Below are 23,141 nucleotides of genomic sequence, written 5' to 3'. Positions count from 1 at the left end.
TCCTTGCGTGCGGGGCCTGGATTAGTTCTGTTCGCGACCGCCGGCTTTCACCAGCGCCACGAGCCGATCGCGGTCATAAGCGGCTTCGAGCTCGGCGGCGGCCTTATCGGCCTCGGCTTCGAGTTCGTCGGAGACCGGAACGGGGGCGGCCTTGCGCCATTCGGCGAGGTAATCGTCCGTCTCGGCGGCGCCGGTGCGCATGGCGCACATGTCAATCGCCTCGGTGAAGCGCAGCGACAATTCGCGCTTGGCGTTCTGCCGCCCCTTTTTGATGATCACCTGCGCGGGGATATCGCGCCAGTAAACGATGATGCGGTCCGCCATTCCCGAATTCTCCTGTCAGGATGTCTCGTCGCGGGTCGGCTTTCGCCGCCGATCCGCTCTCCTCCGATGACGTTACAATGAAGCGGGAAGGGGGATGTGGCCCGGCTAGTCACGACGTCGCTTTGGTCTTAATGCGACACGCCTGTCGGCCTTTTGACAAAGCGCAGGCGCGGATGCGTTTTAGAAGGTGAAAAAGGCCTTGAAGCTCGCCCAATAAGCGGGGATTTGTCTGATGACCTCGGGGATGGCGGACAGGATCTCGTAGCCGACATAGCCGATGACGGCGGTGAAGATCAGCCCGAGCGCAACCCCGGCTATCATGGTCAGTCCGTCGCGTTCGGTCAGGCCAAGGCCGATCAACGCCAGCGCATAGGCCGGCCCCATATTGCCGAGCGGGATCGGCAGGAAGATGATCAATGCGAGCAGTAGGGCGAACAGGCCGAGGAAACGTTCATAGAGACGCATTTCTCCAACCCAGAATCGCGGCTTGATGAATCGTTCCGTCCAGCCGATCCAGGGAAGGAACTTGTCGAGAACCTTGGCGAAAGCGCGGTTGTCGAAGGCGTATTCGTGCAGCCGTCGCGGCAGCCAGATGGTGTCGAGCCTTGAAAACGCCATCTGGAAGGACACGAACACCAGCGGTAGGCCGAGAATGAAGGTGGCGCCCGGCGGCAGCGGAATGAGATTCGGCAGACAGAAAACCACCAAAAACGCGCCGAAGGAGCGGTGCTCCATGCCGTCGGCGATTTCGCCGAGCGTGATCTTCTCGCCGGCATTGTCGGAGAGTTCGCGCAACAGCTGCGACAGGCTCTGCCTATGATGGGGCTGATGGGGCTTAGCCGCGCTCATATCCATTCGGTCACACTGTCTCCGATTGCTGATCCGCTCCCATGTAACGGTCGGGCGCAGGCTATCAAACAACAATGTCGCTTTTTTTTCGTTACGGTCACGCGCGTTTAAGGGCGTCGGTCAGGTCGCCATAGCCGGTGAAGCGATATTCGTAATCGAGCTTGAGGTAATCGGCGGCCCATTTGGCCTTCTTCTGCAACTCCTCGTCCTCAGTCTGGGCGAGATAGACGATCTTGGTGTAATTGCCGAACACCATGTCGCGCAGTTCCGGATGCTTGTCGAGTTTGAGCGGCTCGATCACGAAGGCTTCGAACTGCCGAGTGATCAGGTCGGTCAGATAGAAGGCGGTGAATTCCGTCTCGCATTCGGCAAGGAATTTGTCATTTCCGGTGAAGAAGGCATAGCAATGAGGGCCTTCGATGCGCTCGACGCCTTCCTCGGCGCAGATCTTGTCGAGTTCGCCTTGCGTGCCGCATTCGGCATAGCCGATGAAAATCTTCTGGAAACCCTCGGCGCGGGCCTCGGCGATCTTCTCGCGCATCGCGGGCGCGATCTTGTCTGGAAAGACGTGCCAGATGGCGGGAAGACACTGGAGATCGATGTGATCGAGGCCGTGCTGACTGCGGATCGCCAGCACTTCCCGGGCAATTGCGCCGCAAGCGATGACGCGCAGTTTTTCCGCCTGGGCCGGATGGTCGTTCATCGCGTCTTCCTTCCGTTCTTTCGGTTCCGTTCCGAGCGCGAACATTTCGGCGTTTCGCGCGTTTATCGTCCGGTGATCCGGGATATCAGCCGGCTTCCCAGACCAAAACCCCGTCACGGAGAGCATTCATGACCAAAGTTCATTCCCGCATCGCACTCATTCTCATCGCGGCTCTGGCGCTGTCGTCCTGCGGCAACACTATTCGCGGCATGGGCAAGGACGCGTCCAACACTGTCGACGCCACCGAAGACGCGGCCAAGGATGTCGCCAACTAAAACGGGGGCGTATCCCTCATGAAAAATGGCCGCGCGGGATGCCGCTGCGGCCATTCTTTATCACATATGAAAGGCCGAAATCAGACGCCCGCAGCGAGAAGATTATGCCTGCGCTTGATGAAGTCCTTGGCGGTTTCGACAGCGATCGCGGCGTCGCGGCAATAGGCGTCGGCGCCGACTGCCTTGCCGAATTCCTCGTTGAGCGGCGCGCCGCCCACGAGAACGACGTAATCGTCGCGAATGCCCTTTTCCTTCATCGTGTCGATGACGACCTTCATGTAAGGCATGGTGGTGGTCAGCAGCGCGGACATGCCAAGAATATCCGGCTTTTCCCGCTCCAGGGCTTCGAGATAGTTTTCGACAGGATTGTTGATGCCGAGGTCGATCACGTCGAAGCCAGCGCCTTCCATCATCATGCCGACGAGGTTCTTGCCGATGTCGTGGATGTCGCCCTTGACGGTGCCGATAACCATCTTGCCGAGCTTCGGCGCGCCGGTGGCGGCGAGCAGCGGACGCAGGATGAACATGCCGGCCTTCATGGCGTTGGCGGACAGAAGCACTTCCGGCACGAAGAGAATGCCGTCACGGAAGTCGACGCCGACGATGCGCATGCCCTCGACCAGCGCTTCGGTCAGGATGTCATACGGCGCCCAGCCGCGCTCGAGAAGGATGTTGGTGGCTTCCTCGATCTCTTCCTTCAGTCCGTCGTAGAGATCGTCGTGCATCTGTTGCACAAGCTCTTCGTCCGAAAGCTCGGAGAGAATGATTTCATCGTCTGCCATGGCGCTCCTCGTCATCAATCTGCGGGCGCCGGATTCGGCGAAACCCTCTGTTTCACTATAGTTAGCCTTGGACGTTTGCAAAGCGTTTTCGAAAGCGACGCTCTCCCGCACGAAAGCGACGGGGTCTTACTGCAGGCCGAATTTAATTATTTTCGCATAAGCCGTTTTTAACGCGTCTCCCTTAAGGCTCTGCTGATGGAGAATGGTGATGCGCGTTGGACGGATTTGCGGGTTTCTAGTTTTTTTCCTTTGGGCGGCGGCATGCGGGGCGGAAGAGCCGATCCTGGTGATCCGTCATGGCGCAAGCAGCGTCGAGATTCCTCTCGCCAAAATCGAAGCGCTGCCTCAGGTCGAATATGTCGCGATTCTTCCAGGTATGGATGACGCGCCGCATCGCGTCCGCGGACCCCTGCTACAGGATGTACTCGCATTGGCCGGGTTCTCCGGCGAAACCTTGCTGGCGACCGCCTATGACCGCTATCATGCGGAAATTCCAATCTCTGATCTCGACGACTACGCGCTTTTGGCGGCGCGCGAGGTCGACGGCAAGGCGTTGACGCTGCGAGACAAGGGGCCGCTCTGGATCGTCTATCCGTCCGAAGCGCATCCAAATCTGCGGTTCAATCCGATCTATGAGGCACGCAGCGTTTGGCAACTCAAGGAGATTTCCGTTCGATGATGGATCGTCGCGCGCTCAAAAATCTCGCATTGTTGCGCTTTCCCGTCATGCTACTGGCAATGAGCGCAATGCTGGTCGTCACAATCGGCAATATTTCCGGCATCGCCGACGGCCTCGGCATGCATCTGTTCAATTCAGCCCGCTATGAGGAGGCGACGCGGCTTGAAATGGAGCTGTCGGATCTCCTGGTGAAGGCGCATCGATATTCCTATGGCGACCGGGACATCCGGCGCCGGGACGTCGATGTCGCGCTCGACATTTTCTGGTCGCGCACAAACGTGGTGGCGACGCCAAATTATCAAAAAGCCTTGCGCGACGCGAATATAATGGACGCGAAAGTCGCGGTGGAAATGAAGGCGCGGCTTCCCGAATTCGAGGCGGCGATCGCCAAGCTCACCCCCGGCGACAGAGTAAGCCTTCGTCCGCTGCTCGCGCTGATCCGCGAGTTTCAAACCCGCGTCAACGATATGAGCAGCGACGCCTATCTGGCGCGGCGTTTCCAGATGCAGAAGATGATCGAGCGCGAGTTGCATAGCCTCGATTCGCTGAAGTCGATGCAGTCGCAATTTGCCGGCTTGGTCGGCTTTCTGGTGCTCTTCGTGATCTTCGAATTGTTCATCTCGCAGCGGGTGAATGTCCGCCTGAAGCGGGCGATGGCCGAGAAGGAGGCGTTGCTTGTCACCGATGGCCTGACCGGCATCGGAAATCGACGCGGTTTTGAGACGGAATTGGCGTCGCGACCGCCTTTCAGCGAATTTTCGCTGCTTCTCGTCGATCTCGACAGTTTCAAGGAGGTCAACGACACGATGGGCCATCCGGCCGGCGATGCGCTGCTGCGTCATGTGGCGGCGGCGCTTGCGGCCAATGCGGCTCCGTTGGGAGGCGTTGTGGCGCGGCTCGGCGGGGACGAGTTCGCCGTTCTGCTCAAGGGATCTCGACATCGCGCCATGGATTACGCTGACGCCGCGCTGAAGGACATCGCCCGCCAGATTTCGGTGGAAGGCAAGAGCCTGCAGGTGACGGCCTCGATCGGCTTGGCCCATTCCAGCGACGCCCGCGACAACGCGCTTTTTGCCGAAACGCTGATGAAACATGCCGACCTCGCTCTCTATTCCGCAAAGGCGGAGGGACGAAATTGCGCACGCTTCACCACCGCCGAAATGATCGCCGACAGCGCCCGCAAGCGCTGCCTCGCCCGGGATCTGGTCACGGCGATCGCCGATGGCGACCTTGAGGCCGCGTTCCAGCCGATCGTGTCTTTGAAGACGGGGGAGACGCATAGCGTCGAAACGTTGGTGCGCTGGACGCATCCACGCTTCGGGGCGATCGCCGCGCCTGATATCGTCCAGGCGGCGGAAGGCGCCAATCTCATCCTACCGATGACGCTGGTCATGCTCGATCGCGCCTGCGTGCTGCGCGCGCAATTGGCGCTTTCGGGCGATGCGCCGCGCATGGCGGTCAACCTGTCGCCGGCGCTGCTGTCGATGCCAGATCTCGCCGGATCGATCACCGGCGTTCTCGCCAAGCGCAAATGCCCAACCGAAAGCATCATTCTCGAACTCACCGAGGATGCGGCCATGTCGCTCAGCGAAACCGTGGTCGAGAATCTCGAAGCGCTGCGGGCGGCTGGAGTGCGCCTGTCGGTGGACGATTTCGGAGCTGGCTATTCCAATCTCAGCCGTCTTGCGGAACTCGAATTCGCCCAGATCAAAATCGACAAGTCGCTGATCCGCCGCATTGTCGTGTGCAACCGCACTTATGACATCGTTCGTCATATCACCCGCATGGCGGGGGATCTCGGCATGGAAGTGGTGGCCGAAGGCGTGGAGACCGAAGCCGATCGCGCCGTCCTGCTCGGACTAGGCGCGCCGTTTGGCCAAGGCTATCATTTCGCGCGGCCGATGTCGGATCTTTCGCTGATGGCCTGGCTGGGAGAACGGCGCGCCGATCGTCCTGGTCCGCGCCTGCTCTCCGGCTGAATGGGGCGTCGGCTCCCGGACGCTGTTCCATCTCCGCCGCGCTTCGCTTCCAGCGACATGGGTGGCGCTTTTAGGAATGTCCCTTTTGCGGCATGCTTTAGGATCAAACCAAACAATGGGCCGCGAACGCGGCGATCGCAGAGGACGAGACCATGGATGAGACAGTCGAACCAGTAGCCGCTCAGGGAGAAGGCGGCGGACGTCGCGGACGCGGCGCCGCGGCGCGCAGAGCGTCGCGCGCGGGCGGAGGTCCCAACCCGTCTCTGCCTTACATCACCCGCAAGATCCCGGAATATCAGGTGCTCGACGAGGAAGGTCTGGCGCTGATCGAAAAGAACGCCGACACGATTCTCGAAGAGATCGGCATCGAATTCCGCGAGGATCCGGAAGCGCTGGCGCTGTGGAAGGAAGCCGGCGCCGATGTTCGCGGCGAACGCGTGCATTTCCCCAAAGGCCTGTGCCGCGAACTGTTGAAGACGGCGCCGAGGGAATTCACCTGGCACGCCCGCAATCCCGAGCGCAATTGCCAGATCGGCGGCAAGGCCACCGTGTTTGCGCCCGTCTACGGCCCTCCCTTCGTGCGCGATCTCGAAGGCGTGCGTCGCTATGCGACGATCGAGGATTTCCGCAATTTCGTGAAGCTCGCTTATATGGCGCCGTCGATGCATTCGTCGGGCGGCACGGTGTGCGAACCTGTCGACGTGCCGGTGAACAAGCGTCACCTCGACATGATCTACAGCCATATCAAATATTCCGACAAGCCGTTCATGGGCTCGGTGACCGCGCCGGAACGCGCCGAAGACACGATCGCCATGGCGAAGCTGGTGTTCGGCGACGACTTCGTCGAGAACAACTGCGTGACGCTGAACCTCATCAACGCCAATTCGCCGATGGTGTTTGACGAGACCATGGTGGGCGCGCTCAAGGTCTATGCCCGCCACAATCAGGCGACGGTGATTTCGCCGTTCATCCTGTCGGGCGCGATGAGCCCGGTGACGGTGGTCGGCACGCTGACGCAGATTCTCGCCGAAGTGCTGGCCGGCGCTGCGTTCACCCAGCTGATCCGCAAGGGCGCGCCGGTGCTGTTCGGCACCTTCGCCGCCTCGATCTCGATGCAATCGGGCGCGCCGACCTTCGGCACGCCGGAGCCGTCGCTGGTCTCCTATGGCGCAGCCCAGCTCGCGCGTCGCCTGGGTATTCCCTTCCGCACCGGCGGTTCGCTGTGCGGCTCCAAGGTTCCCGATGCGCAGGCCGCGCATGAGAGCGCCAACACGATCAACATGACGCTTCTGGCCGGCACCAATTTCGTGCTGCATGCGGCTGGCTGGCTCGAAGGCGGCCTTGTGTCGTCCTATGAGAAGTTCATGATCGATCAGGACCAGCTGGGCATGATGCAGAAAATGGCCCAGGGCGTGGATCTTTCCGTCGAGGCCCAGGCGCTGGATGCGATCCGCGAAGTCGGCCCCGGCAGCCATTATCTCGGCTGCGCCCATACACAGGCCAATTTCCAGACCGCCTTCTATCGTTCGGCGCTGGCCGACAACAATTCCTATGAACAGTGGGAAGTCGAAGGCGAAAAGCGCATCGAACAGCGCGCCAACGCCCTGTGCCGTTCCTGGCTGGAACAGTATGAAGCGCCCGCGCTCGACCCGGCCATCGACGAAGCCCTGCTCGCCTATATCAAGGAGCGCAAGGACTCCATGCCCGACGCCTTCACGTGAAGGGGTCCCGTAGCCAGGGAGAGCGGCGGGCGGATGCAGGTTGAGGATATGATCCAGCGGGACGTCTGGCGTCCGCACTACAAGCCCGACTGGATGCGATGACAGACTCCTCGGACACACTCGAAAACATCCGTGCGGCGCTTGCGCCGCACGGACTTTTTTTGCGCGGCGTTCTGCATGTCGACGGCGAAGGACCGGAGATGGCGTCGGGCCATAGCGCGCGAACAGTTGTGCTGATCGGCAATGTCGGCGGATCGCTGTGGCCTGCCTTTTCGCGCTGGCGGGACGAGAAAGGGGTGGGGCTCGACCATCCGCTCGACGTCTGGTCGGAGGCGGTCATCCGTCCGCTGGCCGCATCCGTCTCCGGCGAGGCCTGGTTTCCCTCGGAGACGCCGTGGAAGCCGTTTCAACAATGGGCGATGCGGGCAGAGGGGCTGAAGGCCTCGCCGCTCGGCATCCTCATCCACCCGGTCCATGGGCTGTGGCATGGCTATCGCGGCGCGATCGGCTTTTCCGAAAGGATCGGCGATGCCACGGTTCCGTTCGATCATCATCCCTGTGATCACTGTCCCGACAAGTCCTGCATGCCAGCCTGTCCGGCAGGGGCGATCACGTCTACAGGCTTTGGCTATGCAGCCTGTCGGGGATATCTCGCCTCAGATGAGGGGCAGTCGGGCTGTATGGCCGCCGGATGCCTCTCCCGCGCCGCCTGTCCGGTGGGGGCGGGGTCTCGGTATCCGGTCGAGCAGTTGCGGTTTCATATGCAGGCGTTGTCGCTGTGAGGTGACACGTATGTAAACTGTGCTAGGATCGTCATTGGATTGCGAGACAGGGTCAATGAGCGAACTTCACAGGATCACGATCAGTACGGATCAGAACGGTGGCCGACCCAGCATCCGGGGGTTGCGCATCCGCGTTGTCGACGTTTTGGACCTCCTTGCTTGCGGAGCCAGCAGAGAAGAAATTCTTGAAGACTATCCGCTGCTTGAACCCGAAGACATAACTGCAGCATTGGAATATGCAGCCCGACAAGCTGAACAACCCGTTCCACGCGTCGCCTGATGCGTTTTCTAGTCGACGCGCAATTACCTACGGCTGTTGCGCGCTGGATCGCTTCGAGAGGACATGATGCGATCCACATTTCCGACCTTCATCTTCAAGATGCCAGCGACAGCGTTATTTGGGACTTGGCGCTGCGCGAATCTGCCGTGATCGTCTCTAAAGATCAGGATTTCGCTGATCGCCGCGCACGAGCGAAAATGGGACCTCAAGTGGTGTGGATCAGAATTCAAAATTCGCGCAAGGCCGCCTTGCTTGCCCGGTTTGCCGAGATATTCACAGAGATTGAACGAAGTCTGCTTGCCGGTGAAACCATCATAACTGCGCGTTGATCACCCCACCGCGCGCCTGCTCCACACAATATTGCCGATCACCGCCGCCAGCACGATCGCGCCGCCAACAAGCGTCTGCGGCGTGACGTTTTCCTGAAATGCGATCCAGACCCACAAAGGCGCGAGCGGCGTGTCGAGCGTCGAGATCAGCGCCGTTTGTATGGCTGGCAGTTTGCGGGATCCGAGCGCAAACAGCGTCAGGCCTGCGGCGGAATTGACGAGACCGAACAGGACAAGGAGGAGGAGTTGATGGGGTGCCGCGACCGAGAGATCGGCGAAGGGCAGGCAGATCAGGCCGCTGGTCAGCGATCCCACGCAGGAACAGGCAAAGATTGACTGCTCAGGATGCCGGCGGATGACGATGATGCAGAGCGTCATGCACAGCGTCGAGATGACGGATAGCGCGTCGCCCGAAATCCCGCCGTCAGCGCCGAAACCCACCATGATCGCCACGCCGATCAGCGCCAGGCCGGCCGCGACGATCGAGGCTAGCGTCGGCGTTTCGCGGAGGATCATCCAGCCGAGAAAACCGGCCATCAGCGGCAGCGTGGCGAAGATGACGGCGTTGTGCGCCACTGACGTCAGCCCCAGCGAGGCGACGAAGGCGGTCATGCCGGCGACCACAAACCCGATATAGACGATCGAGACGCGGTCCATGCTGCGGAACAGGCGCGGCCAGTTGCGCCCTTCCGTCATCACGATGATCGCAAACAAGCCCAAACCGCCGAAAATGCCGCGACCGGCGATCATGGCGGCGTAGTCGAGGCCGATCAGCCGGGTGAAGAAGCCGGCGGTGCTCCAGGTGATGGCCGCCAGCATGATAAACAGCACGCCGATCTGGCGGTCGCGGTGGATCTGTTCGAGCGGCAGATCGGTCATGCCGGGCTGCCTACGGGCCGGCGGCGCTGGCTCCACATCACATGGGTGATTACGGCCGCCATGACGACGCCGCCGCCGATCAGCGTTTGCGGGCCGACCGTCTCGCCGAACGCAATCCACACCCAGAGGGGGGCGAGCGGCGTGTCGAGCGCGCCGATCAGACCCGTCTCGATCGCCGGCAGGCGCTTGGAGCCCCAGGCGAAACAGGCGAGCCCCATGGCGGAATTGACCGCGCCGAAGGCTGCGAGCTGCCAGAGTTCGACCGTGGTGACCGACAGGGGATCGCCGAGCGGCCAGCAGATCAGCCCGCTCAGAAGCGCGCCGATGGCCGCCGCCGGTGCGGCCGCCATTGTCGGGTTCTTGCGCACGATGATGATCGAGAAGCCCATGCACAGCGTCATGCCCAGAGCCAGCGCATCGCCGAACAGTCCGCCATCGGCGCCGAAGCCGACCATGACAGCCACGCCGACCAGAGCCGCGCCGCTGGCGGCGATCGCGCCGCGGTCGGGGATCTCCTTGAGAAAGAACCAGCCGAGAAGCGCGGCGATGAACGGAATGGTCGCATAAATCACCGCGCCATGCGCCACCGATGTGTGGGCGAAGGAGGTGATGAACATGATCATGCCGCAGATGGTGATGCCGATATAGGCGAGTTCTGGCTTGCCAATGCGGGTGAATTCACGCGTCCAGCCGCGGCCATGCATCAGCATGACCACAATAAGCAGGCTGAGCGCGCCAAAAATGCCGCGCCAGGCCAGCAGCGTGAAACTGTCATGCGGGATGAGACGGGTGAAGAAGCCTGCGGTGCTCCAGGCCACGGCGGAAAGCGTGACCAGGATAAGCCCGAGTTGATAGTTGCGGCGCGGTGTCATGGGAGCCTTTGCGGAGAGTTCGAACAAAGTTAGAACAAACGTCGCAACCTTGCTAGCGCAGGTGGTAGAAAACCGCTGCTAAATTTTCTTGATCCGAGCCCCAAGCTTTTTTGAAGATGAAACGTCTCAGTGTTCGAGAGCTCAGACAGAAAGGGAGGGGCGCTTGGACAAGGAATTGGCGCGCCGCGCCGGCGCCGGGGACCGGGAGGCGTTCAGGACGCTGATTGACCGGCATTACGCCTTCATTCACGCGACAGCCTGGAAATGGACCGGCAACAAAGCCGATGCGGAAGACGCAGCCCAGGATGTCTGTATACGGCTGGCAAGCGTGCTCTCTCAGTTTCGCGGCGATGCAGCGTTTCGCACCTGGCTCTATGCGCTGGTTCTCAACACGGTCCGCGATCAGGCGCGCAAGCGCGCCCGCGATGTCAGACGCGACCAGCAGGCGGATTGGGTAAATCAGGAAGAGGCGTCGGACGACGAGCGGTTGGAAGCCTTGTGGCAGGCGACGCTCAACCTGTCGCCGCGACAGCGGGACGCCGTGCTGCTCGTTTATTCCGAGGGGCTGGATCATGCGACCACCGGCAAGATCCTTGGATGCGGGGAAAGCACCATCGCCTGGCATCTGCATGCCGCCCGCAAGCGATTGCGGGCGTTGCTTGGCCTGAACGCGGCGTAAGGAGACTGACCATGACACGAGATCTCGATCGTCTTTCCCATCTGGCTCCCCCGGAAGCGTCCGAAGCTGCGCGCGCAGCGGCCCTCGACGCCGCCATGGCCGCGTTCGACACGCAGCAAAAATCCGCGACGGCGCCCCAAGCTTTCAGAGATGACCGTCGTCCAAGCCTCGTCAAAACCATGATGAGGATGTTCGACATGCCCAGACCACTCTTCGCCGGTTCGGCGATCGCCATGCTGACGCTGGTTCCCGCCGGCCTTTATCTCGCCCGGCAGGCTGAACCGCCGGCAGTCGTGCCGGCCGCTGAACCAAACGCGAAGAAGGTGACTGGCGCGCCGTCAAGACGGGAAAGCGAGTTCAGCGCATCCGAGGTTCAGGGCCTGTTGGCGCAGCCGCCTCAGACGGTGTCGCCTGCAAAACCACAGGCGTTGGATATAGACTCGGCGCATGAGGCTCCTGCCGCCGCGCCAGGCGTCGCCATCTCAGACATCGCTGCTCAAAGCCTTTCGCCCACTGGTCATGTGCAGAGATCGCCGAGGCCTGAAAACGCCCAAGTCAGTCGTTTGCGCATCTTGATCGATCCAGACGCCGAAAGTGACGCTCCACCGCTAGAGCCGGATTCGCTCGGCGACCGTTTTTCCGGCAAAGACGCCTCGCCGATCAAGCGTGTGGCGGAGGAACCGGTCTCCACCTTCTCCATCGATGTCGACACCGCATCTTACGCCTATGCGCGGCGTATGCTGCTCGATGGCGCGCTGCCGCCGCCCGACGCGGTCAGGCCGGAGGAGATGATCAATTATTTCCCTTATGACTGGCCTGCGCCCGCCTCGCCGGAGGAGCCGTTCCGCGCCACCGCCACCGTCATGCCCAATCCCTGGAATACCGGGACCGAGCTTCTGCATATCGGGCTTCGCGGCTATCAGTTCACCGCGGCTCAGCGCAAGCCTGCCAATCTGGTCTTCCTGATCGACGTGTCCGGGTCAATGGACGAGGCCGACAAATTGCCGCTGCTCAAGACCGCGTTCCGGATGCTAGTCGACACGTTGACGCCCGAGGATACGGTGTCGGTCGTCACCTATGCCGGCGCCTCGGGCGTGGCGCTGGAGCCGACCTCGGCGCGCGACAAGTCCAAGATCCTTGCCGCCATCGATGCGCTTGGCGCCAGCGGCTCGACGGCAGGCGCCGAGGGCATTGAAACTGCCTATGCGCTGGCGGAAAAGAGTTTCGTCAAAGATGGCGTCAATCGCGTGCTGCTCGCCACTGACGGTGATTTCAATGTCGGCGCCGCAAGCGACGACGCGCTGAAATCGCTGATCACGACTAAGCGCAAGAGCGGCGTCTATCTATCGGTGCTCGGCTTCGGTTCCGGCAATTACAATGACGGGTTGATGCAGACGCTGGCGCAGAACGGCAATGGCGTTGCCGCCTATATCGACACGCTCGCCGAGGCGGAAAAAGCGCTGTCGCAGGATGCGATGTCGGCGCTGTTTCCGATCGCCGAAGATGTGAAGATCCAAGTGGAATTCAATCCCGCCCGCGTCTCCGAATACAGGTTGATCGGTTATGAGACCCGGGCGCTCAACCGTCAGGATTTCAATGACGACAAGGTCGACGCCGGCGAAATCGGCTCTGGTCACGAGGTGACGGCGATCTACGAGATCACGCCAAAGGGCAGCCCGGCAACGCGGATCGACGACCTGCGCTACGGCGCGCCAGACGCCGCCAAGCCTGCTTCGGATGAACTGGCGTATGTGAAGCTGCGCTACAAGCGACTGGGAGAAAAGCAGAGCCGGTTGAGTTCGTTTCCGGTGATGGCGGGATCAGCGCTGAAGAAAATCGACGAGGTCTCTACCGACATCCGCTTTTCCGTCGCGGTGGCGGCTTTCGCCCGCAAACTTCGCGGCGATCCAGAACTGTCGGACTATGGCTGGGACGAGATCCGATCACTCGCCCAGGGTGCGCGCGGCGCTGATCCCTTCGGTTACAGAGCGGAGTTCATCCGACTGCTGTCGATCGCGAAATCGCTGGGGTCTCGCTGAGGAAAAGCCGATATCCTGACGCCAGCCGTCAGACCTCAAACGGAGGCCTTGGGAAAGGCGCGCTCAAGGCCTCCGGATTTCTTCAGCCCCTCGCGATAGGCTGCAAAGGCAGGGTGCTGGGACGATTTGGCGAGTTCCGTCAGTCGCACCTGCAGCCGCGCCGGGGCGTTGTGACCCAACCATTCTCCGGTTTTTTCGAGCTTGAGCGAGTTCAGGAAACGGGCTCCCGCCGCGCGGTTCAGCCAGAGCGTCAGGCCTTCGATGAGATTGTCGTCCTGCACCGGATTTTCCATGAGCAGCTTGAGAAAGCTCTGGTCGGCGTCCTGGAAGTTTTGCGCTTTTTCGGCGACGGCGTCGCGGTCTGGAAAGGGGGCGGCGGTCATGGCGTTCTCATCCGTTCAGTTCGTCTTTGCCGCCGGCGGCGGCGGATCGAGATCCTCCGGGGCCAATCCGGCCCGCGCGAGCATCATCATTCGCTCATACGCCGATTCGAGCTTTCGAGCGAAAACGGCGGGGTCGAATAGGGACGATTGTTCGATTTTCCCGCGGATTTTTCTGGACAGCGCCGCTCGTCTGTCGGGATCGCGTGCGAGCGCCAAAGCAAGCTCCACAAAGGCTGTGTCGTCCGCGGCGATCAATTCCTCCAGCCGGAGTTCCGTGAGCAAGCTTTCTGTCATCCGCCCCCAGAAGGCGGGCGTTTGCCGAGCGACGACTGGCAGGCCGAGTTGCAAGGCCTCGGCGATCATTGCCGTTCCGTTGTGGGGAAAGCTGTCAAGCACGAGATCCGCCGCCGATAGCCGCGCCATGCGCTCCGCGCGTGTGGCGGCCGGCGTCGAAAACCGGATCCGCTCGCCCGCAACGCCAGCTTCCACCATTGAGGCCAGGAGATTGTCGCGGCTGAACCGGTTGGCGAATTGCAGCCATAGCACGATGCGTTCATCCGCTTTCAGGATCGCGGCCAGGCTCGCGAAGCAGGCGGGCGAAAGCCTGCGCTTCTCGTGGAAGAATGCGACGACCACGGCGTCATCGGGCAAATCCAGCGCCGCGCGGCTGCGGCGTTCGATGTCGCCGGGTTTTGGTGGAAACGGTGTGAAGACGCCTTGGAGACGGCAGAACTTCTCTCCGCGCCGTCCGTCGGCATTCGGGGGCGCGACGATGGTGTCGGCGATGATATAGTCATAGTTCAAGCCGGCGCTCGGACCTGTGACGCCGAGAAAGCCGACGCGCAGAGGCGCCAGACTTTCGGCCAGTAAATTCTGGCGGCCTGTCTGTCCGTGGCCGACAAGATCGACGATCATGTCGAGTTCCATGGCGTGAATGGCGGCTGCGGCGCTGTCGTCATTGATTCCACCGATGGCCAGCACCGGCAACGGCGTCTCGGTCGGCGCCACTGGATCGAGGGTGATCAGCCGGACATCCACCCGTGCGGGATCGTGACAGGCGATCACCGGCGCTATCAGGCGCATCGGCGACGCTTCGGGCGCAACTGTGGGGAGCAGATAGCCGATCCGCAGTTTTGACCGTCCCGCCAGAACGGATGGTCTCGGCTGTTCTGTCAGGCCGGTGGGGAACAGCCGCAATTCCGCCGCCAACGCTTCGTCTTCGGACCAGTCGATATGGCTATAGGGATCTTCCGCCGCCCGCCAGAAGGGATCGCCGCCGCGCAATCGCGCCAGCAACGCGTCATTTTCCTCGGCAATGTCGCGGAACAGGCAGGTATGGCGCAAGGCCCGGTAATAAAACCGATGGGTCCGCGGGTCCATCGGGGCGAGATCGCGGGCGTTGAGGCCGGCCTGATAGGCTTCGTTGATCGCGAGATGTTCGAGGAAGAGATGGCCGGCGATCAGCATGAACGCAGCGTGATCGCGGCCCTCGGTTTCGGCGGCGCGCCGGAAATGCCGTGCGGCCCGTAACGGCGAACCGGTCCGTAAATGACATTGCGCCAGGATGACGAGCAGGGCCTGCGGGCAAGAGGCTTCCTGGGCCAGCACGCCGAAATCGGCGATGACGCCCTGATAGTCTCCCGCCTGATAACGTCGGAGCGCGTCCTCAAGCGCCGATGTCATGGAGCGTCCGTTTTCGATCGCGGCTGAAATGGAATCATCGGCGCCGTGTTTCTCCTGTTGCTAAAGGATATCGCCACCTATGCTTGTCCGACCCTGACCCCGTCGACCCCATGTGAAAAGGGCCCGTCGCCGGGCCCCTGGGAAATTTTACCGATTTCCGCGTCAGCCGCGACTGCGGCCACGCCGTTCGCGCGGGGGCGCGGCATCCTCTGCGGTCTTGTTGCGCAGCGGGCCGATACGCTCGACAATGATGTCCAGCGTCGGACGGGGGCCGGGCGTGTGGCTGTCCACTGCTTCGCGGATTGCGGCGAGATGCTCGCAGGAGGTGCCGCAGCAGCCGCCGATGATTTTCGCGCCGGCGTCCATGGCCAGCCGCGCATAATCGGCCATCAGCGGCGGCGTGCCGGAATAGAAGATCTTCTCGCCGCGGAATTCCGGAATGCCGCAATTGCCCTTGACGACAACGGTGGCGTCCGGCTTGGCCTCGGTCATGGCCAGCAATGTGGCGAGGATGTCGGAAGCGCCGACACCGCAATTTGCGCCGACGGCGACGGGGCCTTCGCCGATATCGGCGGCAACGCCATGGATGTCCTTGGGCGCGAGCCCCATCATGGTCTTGCCGGCGGTGTCGAAGGAGCCGGTATAGACATAGGGCATGCCGGTCTTGACCGCCGCTTCGCAGGCGGCGCGGATTTCTTCGGCCGAGGACATGGTTTCGATCCAGGCGACGTCGGCTCCGCCTTCCTTCAGGCCGCGCATCTGCTCTGCGAAGGCGTCGACCGCCTCCTCATAGGACATCGCGCCGAGCGGGATCAGCAATTCTCCGGTCGGACCGACCGAACCCGCCACGATCACCTTGCGCGGCGCCTTGTCGGCGACGGCGCGGGCGATTTCGGCGGCCTTCTTGTTGAGCGCATGGACGCGATCCTGGGCGTGATGCAGCTTGAGCCGCTGGCGGGTGCCGCCAAAGGAGTTGGTGAGAATGATGTCGGCGCCGGCGTCGACGAAATCCTGATGCAGCTTGGTGATGTTGTCGGGCTTGGCCTCGTTCCACATCTCCGGCGCTTCGCCGGCTTCCAGCCCCATGGCGAACAGCGAGGTGCCCGTCGCGCCATCGGCGAGGAGAACGCCCTTCTGGGCGAGCAGATCTGAAAGCGGATTGGCGGTCATGGGTGAGTCCTTGCGATGGTTGGTAGACAAAGATATAAAGATATCTTTATGTGATGGCAAGGATAAACGACGGGTGCCCGTGTTTCCTATTTGGTCTTTGTCGCCGAACGAGACGCGCATCCGCACAAAGGCGCCTCGACTTGCAGGAATAGTTTCCTTGTACGCCGGGTGGGGGCGGCGCATAACCGCGCCAAGCCGACCGAGAGACGGCGATGGGCGTCCGGCGGGGCCGGCGCTTATCGTCGCGCGGTGGAGGAGGCTTCGGAAACCATGGCGGCTGCCGGATCGGCGGGACGCTTCAGTAAGGGTTTGTCTATGCGAATGAATCGCCCGGAATCGAGGCATGGCCTCAGTATGTTTCGGCAAAGCCTGTCGCTCGTCATGGCGTCGCTCTGCCTGGCGCTCCTGTCGTCCTGCGGCAGCGTCGACCTCTCGGATGGCGCATCGCTGTCGTCGTCGAGCAATCTCGGCCCGCAAAGCGGCCGGCTGACCAAGGAGCGGACATTCGTCGACAGTTCCGTGGTCCTGTCTGCGAGAACGGTCGCGATCGCCCCGGCGAGTTTCACCGCGCTGGCGGCCAGCAGGGTCAAGAAAGACGAGGACAGGGAGTTGGTGGTCAATACGCTGAGCCGCGCGATATGTGTGGCGCTCAGCGACAAATACACCATCGTTCCCTATGGCCAACCGGCTGATCTCACCGTCAAGACCACGGTCACCAAACTGGTCCCGACCGGCAAGACCGCGGCGGGGGTCTCAGCGGCTCTCAGCCTGGGGTCGAATTTCGTGCTGCCGGTCAGCGTGCCGCGCCTGCCGGTGGGACTTGGCGCCATAGCGGTGGAAGGCGAAGCGCTCGATGCGGCCGGCGTTCAGCGCGCCGCGATCATCTGGTCGCGCGGCGCCAATTCGATCACTTCCGCGCCGAGAGTGTCCGAGATCGGCGACGCCTACAGCCTGGCGGCGTCGTTCGGCTCGGATTTCTCGACCATTATCAAAAAGGGCAAACCGCCGGCGATGCTGGATCTCGAGGCCCCGTCCGGCCAGCGCATCAAGTCCTATTTCGGCGGCAAGCCGAAATACGCAGCTTGCGAAGCCTTCGGTCGCGCGCCGGGCGTTCCCGGCATGGTGGCGGGCATGGTGGGCGCGCCGCCAGCCTGGACCGACAAGTCTGGCGCGCAGAAACCCACTGCACCGGCCAATTGATCTCTCTTGATCCGGAGGCGTTGGACGCCTCCGGAGTCCGTCAAAGGCTGCTCACCATACCAGCATGTCGAGACGCTATTGTCTGTCGTCAGCCCATCTGTTCGCCGCCCAATTTGCGCACGCGGCGCGCCCATTGGGGCGTCGAAAACCGTCTCCAATAGGTGCTCGACGTCGTCTTCGACGACGATCTCATGCGGTTGAGAACGCAAAACGGTCCCGCCAACATGGCGACCATCAAACATGCGCCCCTCAACCTCTTCAAGCAGATTCCCGACAAGGCAAGTCTCAAGATCAGGAAGAAAACCGCATCTTGGAACGATGATTATCTCTTCAAAACCGTCTCTCAGACTTGGAGATAACTTTGAAGCGATTGCCCTGCTTGATCGGGGCGGATGCGTTTTGCCTCCGCCCCAAATTTTTCAGAGATCGAAGTGCTGTTGGGTCAGCTTGAAGCTGTCGTCGAGGTGGATGAGAAGATCAACCTTGCCGTCGCCATTCATATCGCCTTTGATCCAGGTGTCGCTTTTCGCCCTGTCGACGTGCAATTCGCCGGCATGTTTGGAGAAGCTGTCGTCACCAATGAATGTGAAGGCCTGATTGCCTGACTTGTGGCTATTGGCGTCGATGCCGCTGAGATCAATTACGTCCTTCTGCCTGAGGCTGAAATCGAGGATCGTATCGGCGGATTTGACTGTAGACCCGGTATCCGAAGCTGCGAACACGAATACATCCTTACCGCCGCCGCCGATCAGCGTGTCGACGCCGGAGCCGCCGATAATCCTGTCGTTTCCGCCGCCGCCATTCAGCCGATCATCGCCTCCGAGACCCGAAATCGTCGTCTTGTTGTCGCCGCCCGTCAGGTTGTCGTCCTTGGCCGTGCCTTTCAGCGTCGGCGAGTTCGAAATCGCAGATAGTTTATAGTCGCCGATGGTGTTGAAGGAATAGCCTGCGGCTTCCAGATAGACCTTGCCGGATGTATCCGCTTTCCAGGTGATGGTGGCGGAATCGCCGCCGTCATATGCAAGCCGGTCGCCGTTCTTGTCATGCAGCGCCAGATAGACGTCATCGGCGCCGTTTTTGCCGCCCGTTCCGGTAAGGTCGAACTCATAAGTTCGGCCTTTACGAACGGTCAATTGATGCCAGTCGCTGTCCTCGTTCACGTCGATCTTGCTTTGCAAGACGCCGCCTTCGACGATCATGCTACCTGTATCGCTGTTGTTGACGATCGTATCGCGCCCGACATTGGTGATCTTGTACTTTCCGGTATCGCCGCCGCTGTCTGCGACTTCAACGAAGTACACGCCATCATCCTCTGCCGTATAGGCGTTGGCGAAGCTTGAATAGGAATAGTTGGTTCCAGAGGACACGATGTTTCCGTCGGCATCTCGAATATTGACATCGCCGTCCGGCAATTTGTTTGCGCCTGTTCCATCGACGCGAAATGCGTAGCTGATGCCGGCTTCGAGCTTGACCTTGAACCAATCGGAATCGCCGCTCACCTCGATGGCGCTGGTGTGGGTCTTGGTGGATCCCAGAGAAACTGTCGTCTGGCTGTTGCGTAGGATTGTGTCGTTGCCAAGCCAGGACAGCTTGTAGTTTCCAGTGTCGGAACTGTCGACGACTTCCAGGTAATAGGCGCCGGTTCGTTCCGCCGCATCGTAGATCGAATAGCTTGAATTGCTGTAATTGGCGCCCGACACGACGACATTTCCATCGGCGTCGCGCAGATTGAGATCGCCATCCGGCAGGCTGTTCTGGGAACCGTCGCCAGAGACGTTGAATCCGTAATTCAGGCCAGCTTTGAGCTCGACCTTGACCCAGTCGGAATCTCCCGCCACGTCGATAGCGCTCTCGAATGTTTCGCCTTTGGACAGCGTCGCGGTGGTGGCGGTGTTGCGCAGTACGGTGTCGTTGCCGACCCAGGTCAGCTTGTAGTTGCCGAGATCGCTGCTGTCGGTGACGCCGACATAAAAGGAGCCGGATGCCGCTGCCTTGTAGGTGATGCTCGTACTGGTCTGAGAATAATTTGTCTCGCCGGTCAGGCGATTGCCTGTGCTGTCGTAGAGATAGAGATCAGCATCGGGAAGCGACGACCCTGATCCGTCACCAGACACCTTGAAGCCGTAGTCAAGGCCCGCTGTCAGCTCTGCGCGATACCAATCGCTGTCGCCGGAAAATGTCAGTTCGCCGTTCAGCTCTTGGCCTTGGGTGATTGTCACGGTGGTGGACGTATCGCCTGGAATGGTTGTGGACATCTGAACTCCTTCCTTCTTCACGTCGAAAAGTGCGCCGGAAAAATGAGTGCTGTTGAAGCGCTGTCATTTCCGAACGCACCGCTGCCGTCGCAAGTGAGAAAGCAATTAGGGCCAAAATAAGAAACTATATTTCGCGCCCTGGCGCAAAAAAGCTTTGTTTACAAAGACTTTCTAATTATCTCGAAGGTCGGATATGTCGTGCTTCGTCGAAGTCGCGATGGGAAGGCGAACATGTTCTCGAAAAAACATCGCGCAAAAATGCCGAGATTTCTGGGGTTGAAATAGTTAAAATAATCATCAGAAAAAGTGTCTACCGCCTGACGCCGCAGTGTTTGCGGCGCCAGGCGGCGCGAATCACGCGGGCGCGATTACGTCACCATTTCTGGTGAACGTGCGGCGCGATCATCTCATCATAGATCGCCTTCACCTCGGCCATGACATCATCCGTGAGCCCGGGCAGGGCGGACGCCTGCGCATTGTCCTCGGCCTGCGCCTTGTTCTTGGCTCCTGGAATGACGACGGTGACGGCGTCGTTCATCAGGATCCAGCGCAGCGCAAATTGCGCCATGGTCGCGCCGCCAGGAACCAGCGGGCGCAGGCGCTCGACGGCGGCGAGGCCGACATCATAGGGGACGCCCGAGAAGGTTTCGCCCATGTCGAAGGCTTCGCCATTGCGGTTGAAGGCGCGGTGGTCGTCGCTGGCGAACTGGCTTGCGGCGCTCATCTTGCCGGTCAGCATGCCGGAGGAGAGGGGGACGCGGATGATGGTGGCGATGTTTTTCGCCTTGGCTTCACGGAAGAACAGGCTGGCCGGGCGCTGGCGGAAGATATTGTAGATGATCTGCACCGAGACGACATTGGGGAACTCGATCGCTTTCAGCGCTTCCTCGACCTTTTCCACCGAGACGCCGTAATAGCGGATCTTGCCCTTGGCGGTGAGGTCGTCGAGCGCCTCAAACATCTCCTGGCGGTAATAGACTTCTGTCGGCGGGCAATGCAGCTGGACGAGATCCAGCGTCTCGACGCCGAGATTGGTCAGCGAGCGATCGATGAAGGCTTCTATATTGGCCTTGTTGTAACCGTCGGCCACATGCGGGTTCAGTCGCCGGCCGGCCTTGGTGGCGACCATGGGGCGCTCGCCGCCGCGCTCCTTCAGCACGTCGCGAATGATCTTTTCCGAGCGGCCGTCGCCATAGACGTCAGCGGTGTCGATAAAGGTCATGCCGGCGTCGAGCGCGGCGTTGAGCGCGGTCTTGGCGTCGTTTTCCGTGACGTCGCCCCAGGAGCCGCCGATGGCCCAGGCGCCGAAGCCGATTTCCGACACCGACCATGGCGTGCGGCTGAACTGACGTGATTGCATGTCGTCTCTCCTCTTTGCCGGCGCATTTTTCAGCCGCACGGCCCGGTGTCAATGAGAGACAAATAATGGAGATATAAAAATGAAGGATGGAACGACGTGTGGATTGTGGATGAAGCTCACTTACCTGTCTGTCGTCTCCCTCGGGCTTGTCCTGAGGGTCTGCTACGCCTTCGAGTCTTCACTCGATATCGTTGGGGAAAAATCTGGCGGCGGCAGATGCTCGGGACAAGCCCGAGCACGGCGGAGAGGAAAAAAAACCGCGCCCTGTGGGCGCGGCCGAGTTTCGAGTCCCCGTTTTTTATAACTCAGATGACTTTGCGCTTCTCCAGCACGTCGTCGAGCCAGTCGGTGCGCATTTCCGGAACGGAGGAAATCAGCTTTTCCGTATAGGGGTGGAAGGGCGGCGAGAAGATCTGCGCTGTCGGCCCATCGGCCACCACTTCGCCGCGCAGCATCACCGTGGTGCGGTGAGCGATACGCCGGACAATGCCGAGGTCGTGGGTGATGAACAGATAGGCGATCCCCAATTCGTCCTGTAGACGCTTCAACAGCTTTAGGATTTCCTCGGCCACCAGCTGGTCGAGCGCGGATGTGGGCTCGTCGCAGATGATCAGATCGGGATTGGCGGCAAGCGCGCGGGCGATACAGATGCGCTGCTTCTGGCCGCCCGAAAGCGCGGTGGAAAGTCGGCCGGCGTAATCCTCCGGCAGACCGACCTGGCGCAGGAGTTCCGCGACGCGCGCATCGACCTCGGCCTTCGATTTGTTGAAATAGAAGGCGTAGGGACGGCCGATGATATCGCCGATGGTCTGGCGCGGATTGAGCGCGACGTCCGGCAACTGATAGATCAGCTGTATCCGGCGAAGCTCCTCTTTCGAGCGGCTCTTATAGGACGGCGACATCTCCTTGCCGCCGAAATTCACCGAGCCGGAACTGCGCGACAGAAGACCGGTGATCAGGCGGGCGAGCGAACTCTTGCCGGAGCCGGATTCGCCGACCACGGCCACGGTTTCCGCCTTGGCGACGTCGATGGAGACGTTCTTGAGAACGGTGAAGTCGCCATAGCAGCCGACGACATTGTCGACCTTCAGCACGATCTCGCCGCGAACTTCCTCGATCGTGTCTTCGTCGAGCTGGTCGGCGGCCTTGCGTTCGGAGACAAGGGCGGCGGTGTATTCCTTTTCCGGCCGCATCAGGATCTGCTCTGTGCCGCCGAGTTCGACCATCTTGCCGCCGCGCAGCACCATGATCCGATCGGCGACCTGAGCCACCACCGCGAGATCGTGGGTGATGTAGAGGGCGGCGGTGTTGAGCTCCTTGATCAGTTTCTTGATCAGCGCCAACACTTCGATCTGGGTTGTCACGTCGAGCGCAGTGGTCGGTTCGTCGAAGACCAGAATGTCAGGACGGCAGGAGATCGCCATCGCCGCCATGGCGCGCTGCAGCTGGCCGCCGGACACCTGATGCGGATAGCGCGAGCCGAAATTTTCCGGATCGGGCAGGCCGAGCGAGCGGAACAGGTCCACGGCGTTCTTCTTGGCTTCATCCGGCTTCATCAGGCCGTGCTGGATCGGCATTTCGCAGACCTGGTCCATGATCGTATGGGCCGGGTTGAACGACGCCGCCGCCGATTGGGCGATATAGGCGATGCGCTGGCCGCGCATGTCGCGGCGGCCTTCCGGCGAGAGATCGCGAACGGAGACGCCGTCGATCTCGATCTTGCCGCCGGTGATGCGGCAGCCGGCGCGGGCATAGACCATGGAGCCGAGGCCGATGGTGGATTTGCCGGCGCCCGATTCGCCGATCAGGCCGAGCACTTCGCCGCGCTGCAATTGCAGCGAAACATTATCAACCAGCACATTGCCCGAGACGGATTCGATGCGCAGGTCGGTGATCTTGAGGATGGGATAGGCCATGG

Annotated in this window: 22 protein-coding genes and 1 pseudogene; 11 read left to right on the top strand and 12 right to left on the bottom strand. The window is 61.2% G+C overall.

Annotated features, from left to right (window positions below):
* Nucleotides 1-21: 21 nt before the first annotated feature.
* From M2360_RS13560 to M2360_RS13550, 3 genes are all read right to left on the bottom strand, one after another.
* The gene (locus tag M2360_RS13560) at nucleotides 22-324 is read right to left on the bottom strand and encodes a virulence factor (RefSeq protein WP_280775707.1); all 303 of its coding nucleotides are present in this window, start codon (nucleotides 322-324) and stop codon (nucleotides 22-24) included.
* Between the two features lie 180 nt (nucleotides 325-504).
* Nucleotides 505-1,179, bottom strand: a complete 675-nt coding sequence (locus tag M2360_RS13555) for an exopolysaccharide biosynthesis protein (RefSeq protein ID WP_280775706.1) — start codon at nucleotides 1,177-1,179, stop codon at nucleotides 505-507.
* Nucleotides 1,180-1,270: 91 nt separating this feature from the next.
* On the bottom strand, nucleotides 1,271-1,876 hold the full coding sequence (locus M2360_RS13550; protein WP_280775705.1) for a DUF1638 domain-containing protein: 606 nt from the start codon (nucleotides 1,874-1,876) through the stop codon (nucleotides 1,271-1,273).
* 128 nt (nucleotides 1,877-2,004) lie between these two features.
* On the opposite strand from M2360_RS13550, the gene M2360_RS13545 reads away from it, so the two are divergent.
* Complete coding sequence (locus M2360_RS13545) at nucleotides 2,005-2,151, top strand: EncA/B family entericidin (RefSeq protein ID WP_280775703.1); 147 nt, start codon at nucleotides 2,005-2,007, stop codon at nucleotides 2,149-2,151.
* An 80-nt stretch (nucleotides 2,152-2,231) separates the two neighbouring features.
* On the opposite strand, the gene M2360_RS13540 is transcribed toward M2360_RS13545, so the two are convergent.
* The gene (locus M2360_RS13540; protein WP_280775702.1) at nucleotides 2,232-2,933 is read right to left on the bottom strand and encodes a B12-binding domain-containing protein; all 702 of its coding nucleotides are present in this window, start codon (nucleotides 2,931-2,933) and stop codon (nucleotides 2,232-2,234) included.
* 208 nt (nucleotides 2,934-3,141) lie between these two features.
* On the opposite strand from M2360_RS13540, the gene M2360_RS13535 reads away from it, so the two are divergent.
* The 6 genes from M2360_RS13535 (at nucleotide 3,142) to M2360_RS13510 (ending at nucleotide 8,703) form a co-directional block, all read left to right on the top strand.
* Entirely contained in the window at nucleotides 3,142-3,612 is a 471-nt protein-coding gene (locus M2360_RS13535) for a hypothetical protein (protein WP_280775701.1), read from the top strand.
* The gene (locus tag M2360_RS13530) at nucleotides 3,609-5,591 is read left to right on the top strand and encodes a bifunctional diguanylate cyclase/phosphodiesterase (RefSeq protein ID WP_280775700.1); all 1,983 of its coding nucleotides are present in this window, start codon (nucleotides 3,609-3,611) and stop codon (nucleotides 5,589-5,591) included. The genes M2360_RS13535 and M2360_RS13530 overlap by 4 nt, the downstream gene beginning before the upstream one ends.
* A 152-nt stretch (nucleotides 5,592-5,743) precedes the next feature.
* A complete protein-coding gene (locus M2360_RS13525) occupies nucleotides 5,744-7,312 on the top strand; it encodes a trimethylamine methyltransferase family protein (protein ID WP_280775699.1) in 1,569 nt (522 codons plus the stop codon).
* A gap of 98 nt (nucleotides 7,313-7,410) precedes the next feature.
* Complete coding sequence (locus M2360_RS13520) at nucleotides 7,411-8,094, top strand: ferredoxin (RefSeq protein ID WP_280775697.1); 684 nt, start codon at nucleotides 7,411-7,413, stop codon at nucleotides 8,092-8,094.
* 55 nt (nucleotides 8,095-8,149) lie between these two features.
* Entirely contained in the window at nucleotides 8,150-8,374 is a 225-nt protein-coding gene (locus M2360_RS13515) for a DUF433 domain-containing protein (protein WP_280775696.1), read from the top strand.
* Nucleotides 8,374-8,703, top strand: a complete 330-nt coding sequence (locus M2360_RS13510) for a DUF5615 family PIN-like protein (RefSeq protein ID WP_280775695.1) — start codon at nucleotides 8,374-8,376, stop codon at nucleotides 8,701-8,703. Before M2360_RS13515 ends, M2360_RS13510 begins: the two co-directional genes overlap by 1 nt.
* Here M2360_RS13510 and M2360_RS13505 read toward each other — a convergent pair whose 3' ends face one another.
* On the bottom strand, nucleotides 8,704-9,582 hold the full coding sequence (locus M2360_RS13505; protein ID WP_280775693.1) for a DMT family transporter: 879 nt from the start codon (nucleotides 9,580-9,582) through the stop codon (nucleotides 8,704-8,706).
* The gene (locus tag M2360_RS13500; protein WP_280775691.1) at nucleotides 9,579-10,454 is read right to left on the bottom strand and encodes a DMT family transporter; all 876 of its coding nucleotides are present in this window, start codon (nucleotides 10,452-10,454) and stop codon (nucleotides 9,579-9,581) included. Before M2360_RS13500 ends, M2360_RS13505 begins: the two co-directional genes overlap by 4 nt.
* Nucleotides 10,455-10,617: 163 nt before the next feature.
* Between M2360_RS13500 and M2360_RS13495 the strand changes: the two genes are divergently transcribed.
* Both M2360_RS13495 and M2360_RS13490 read left to right on the top strand, forming a co-directional pair.
* Nucleotides 10,618-11,133 (top strand): RNA polymerase sigma factor, encoded by a 516-nt coding sequence (locus tag M2360_RS13495; protein WP_280775690.1) that lies wholly within the window; start codon nucleotides 10,618-10,620, stop codon nucleotides 11,131-11,133.
* Nucleotides 11,134-11,144: 11 nt separating this feature from the next.
* On the top strand, nucleotides 11,145-13,172 hold the full coding sequence (locus tag M2360_RS13490) for a VWA domain-containing protein (protein ID WP_280775688.1): 2,028 nt from the start codon (nucleotides 11,145-11,147) through the stop codon (nucleotides 13,170-13,172).
* A gap of 35 nt (nucleotides 13,173-13,207) precedes the next feature.
* Here M2360_RS13490 and M2360_RS13485 read toward each other — a convergent pair whose 3' ends face one another.
* From M2360_RS13485 to bmt, 3 genes are all read right to left on the bottom strand, one after another.
* Nucleotides 13,208-13,555, bottom strand: a complete 348-nt coding sequence (locus M2360_RS13485) for a hypothetical protein (protein ID WP_280775686.1) — start codon at nucleotides 13,553-13,555, stop codon at nucleotides 13,208-13,210.
* Between the two features lie 15 nt (nucleotides 13,556-13,570).
* A complete protein-coding gene (locus M2360_RS13480; protein ID WP_280775684.1) occupies nucleotides 13,571-15,238 on the bottom strand; it encodes a hypothetical protein in 1,668 nt (555 codons plus the stop codon).
* 162 nt (nucleotides 15,239-15,400) lie between these two features.
* On the bottom strand, nucleotides 15,401-16,408 hold the full coding sequence (gene bmt / locus M2360_RS13475) for a betaine--homocysteine S-methyltransferase (RefSeq protein WP_280775683.1): 1,008 nt from the start codon (nucleotides 16,406-16,408) through the stop codon (nucleotides 15,401-15,403).
* 354 nt (nucleotides 16,409-16,762) lie between these two features.
* Between bmt and M2360_RS13470 the strand changes: the two genes are divergently transcribed.
* Both M2360_RS13470 and M2360_RS13465 read left to right on the top strand, forming a co-directional pair.
* Nucleotides 16,763-17,608 carry a DUF3313 domain-containing protein gene (locus M2360_RS13470; RefSeq protein ID WP_280775682.1) on the top strand — a complete coding sequence of 282 codons (846 nt, stop codon included), beginning with the start codon at nucleotides 16,763-16,765 and terminating at the stop codon, nucleotides 17,606-17,608.
* 70 nt (nucleotides 17,609-17,678) lie between these two features.
* Nucleotides 17,679-17,967: pseudogene (locus M2360_RS13465) on the top strand (ISAs1 family transposase); the annotation flags it as partial.
* Between the two features lie 60 nt (nucleotides 17,968-18,027).
* Here the strand turns inward: M2360_RS13465 and M2360_RS13460 are convergent.
* The 3 genes from M2360_RS13460 to M2360_RS13450 form a co-directional block, all read right to left on the bottom strand.
* Nucleotides 18,028-19,863 carry a calcium-binding protein gene (locus M2360_RS13460; RefSeq protein ID WP_280775681.1) on the bottom strand — a complete coding sequence of 612 codons (1,836 nt, stop codon included), beginning with the start codon at nucleotides 19,861-19,863 and terminating at the stop codon, nucleotides 18,028-18,030.
* 373 nt (nucleotides 19,864-20,236) lie between these two features.
* Nucleotides 20,237-21,223 (bottom strand): aldo/keto reductase, encoded by a 987-nt coding sequence (locus tag M2360_RS13455; RefSeq protein ID WP_280775680.1) that lies wholly within the window; start codon nucleotides 21,221-21,223, stop codon nucleotides 20,237-20,239.
* 305 nt (nucleotides 21,224-21,528) lie between these two features.
* Nucleotides 21,529-23,139: an ABC transporter ATP-binding protein gene (locus M2360_RS13450; RefSeq protein WP_280775678.1), complete on the bottom strand. Its 1,611-nt coding sequence runs from the start codon at nucleotides 23,137-23,139 to the stop codon at nucleotides 21,529-21,531.
* Nucleotides 23,140-23,141: the final 2 nt, after the last annotated feature.

Origin of the sequence: Rhizobium sp. SG_E_25_P2, assembly GCF_029892285.1 — a bacterium.
GTDB lineage: Bacteria > Pseudomonadota > Alphaproteobacteria > Rhizobiales > Rhizobiaceae > Rhizobium_E.
This window is presented reverse-complemented; position numbering and strand designations above follow the sequence as displayed.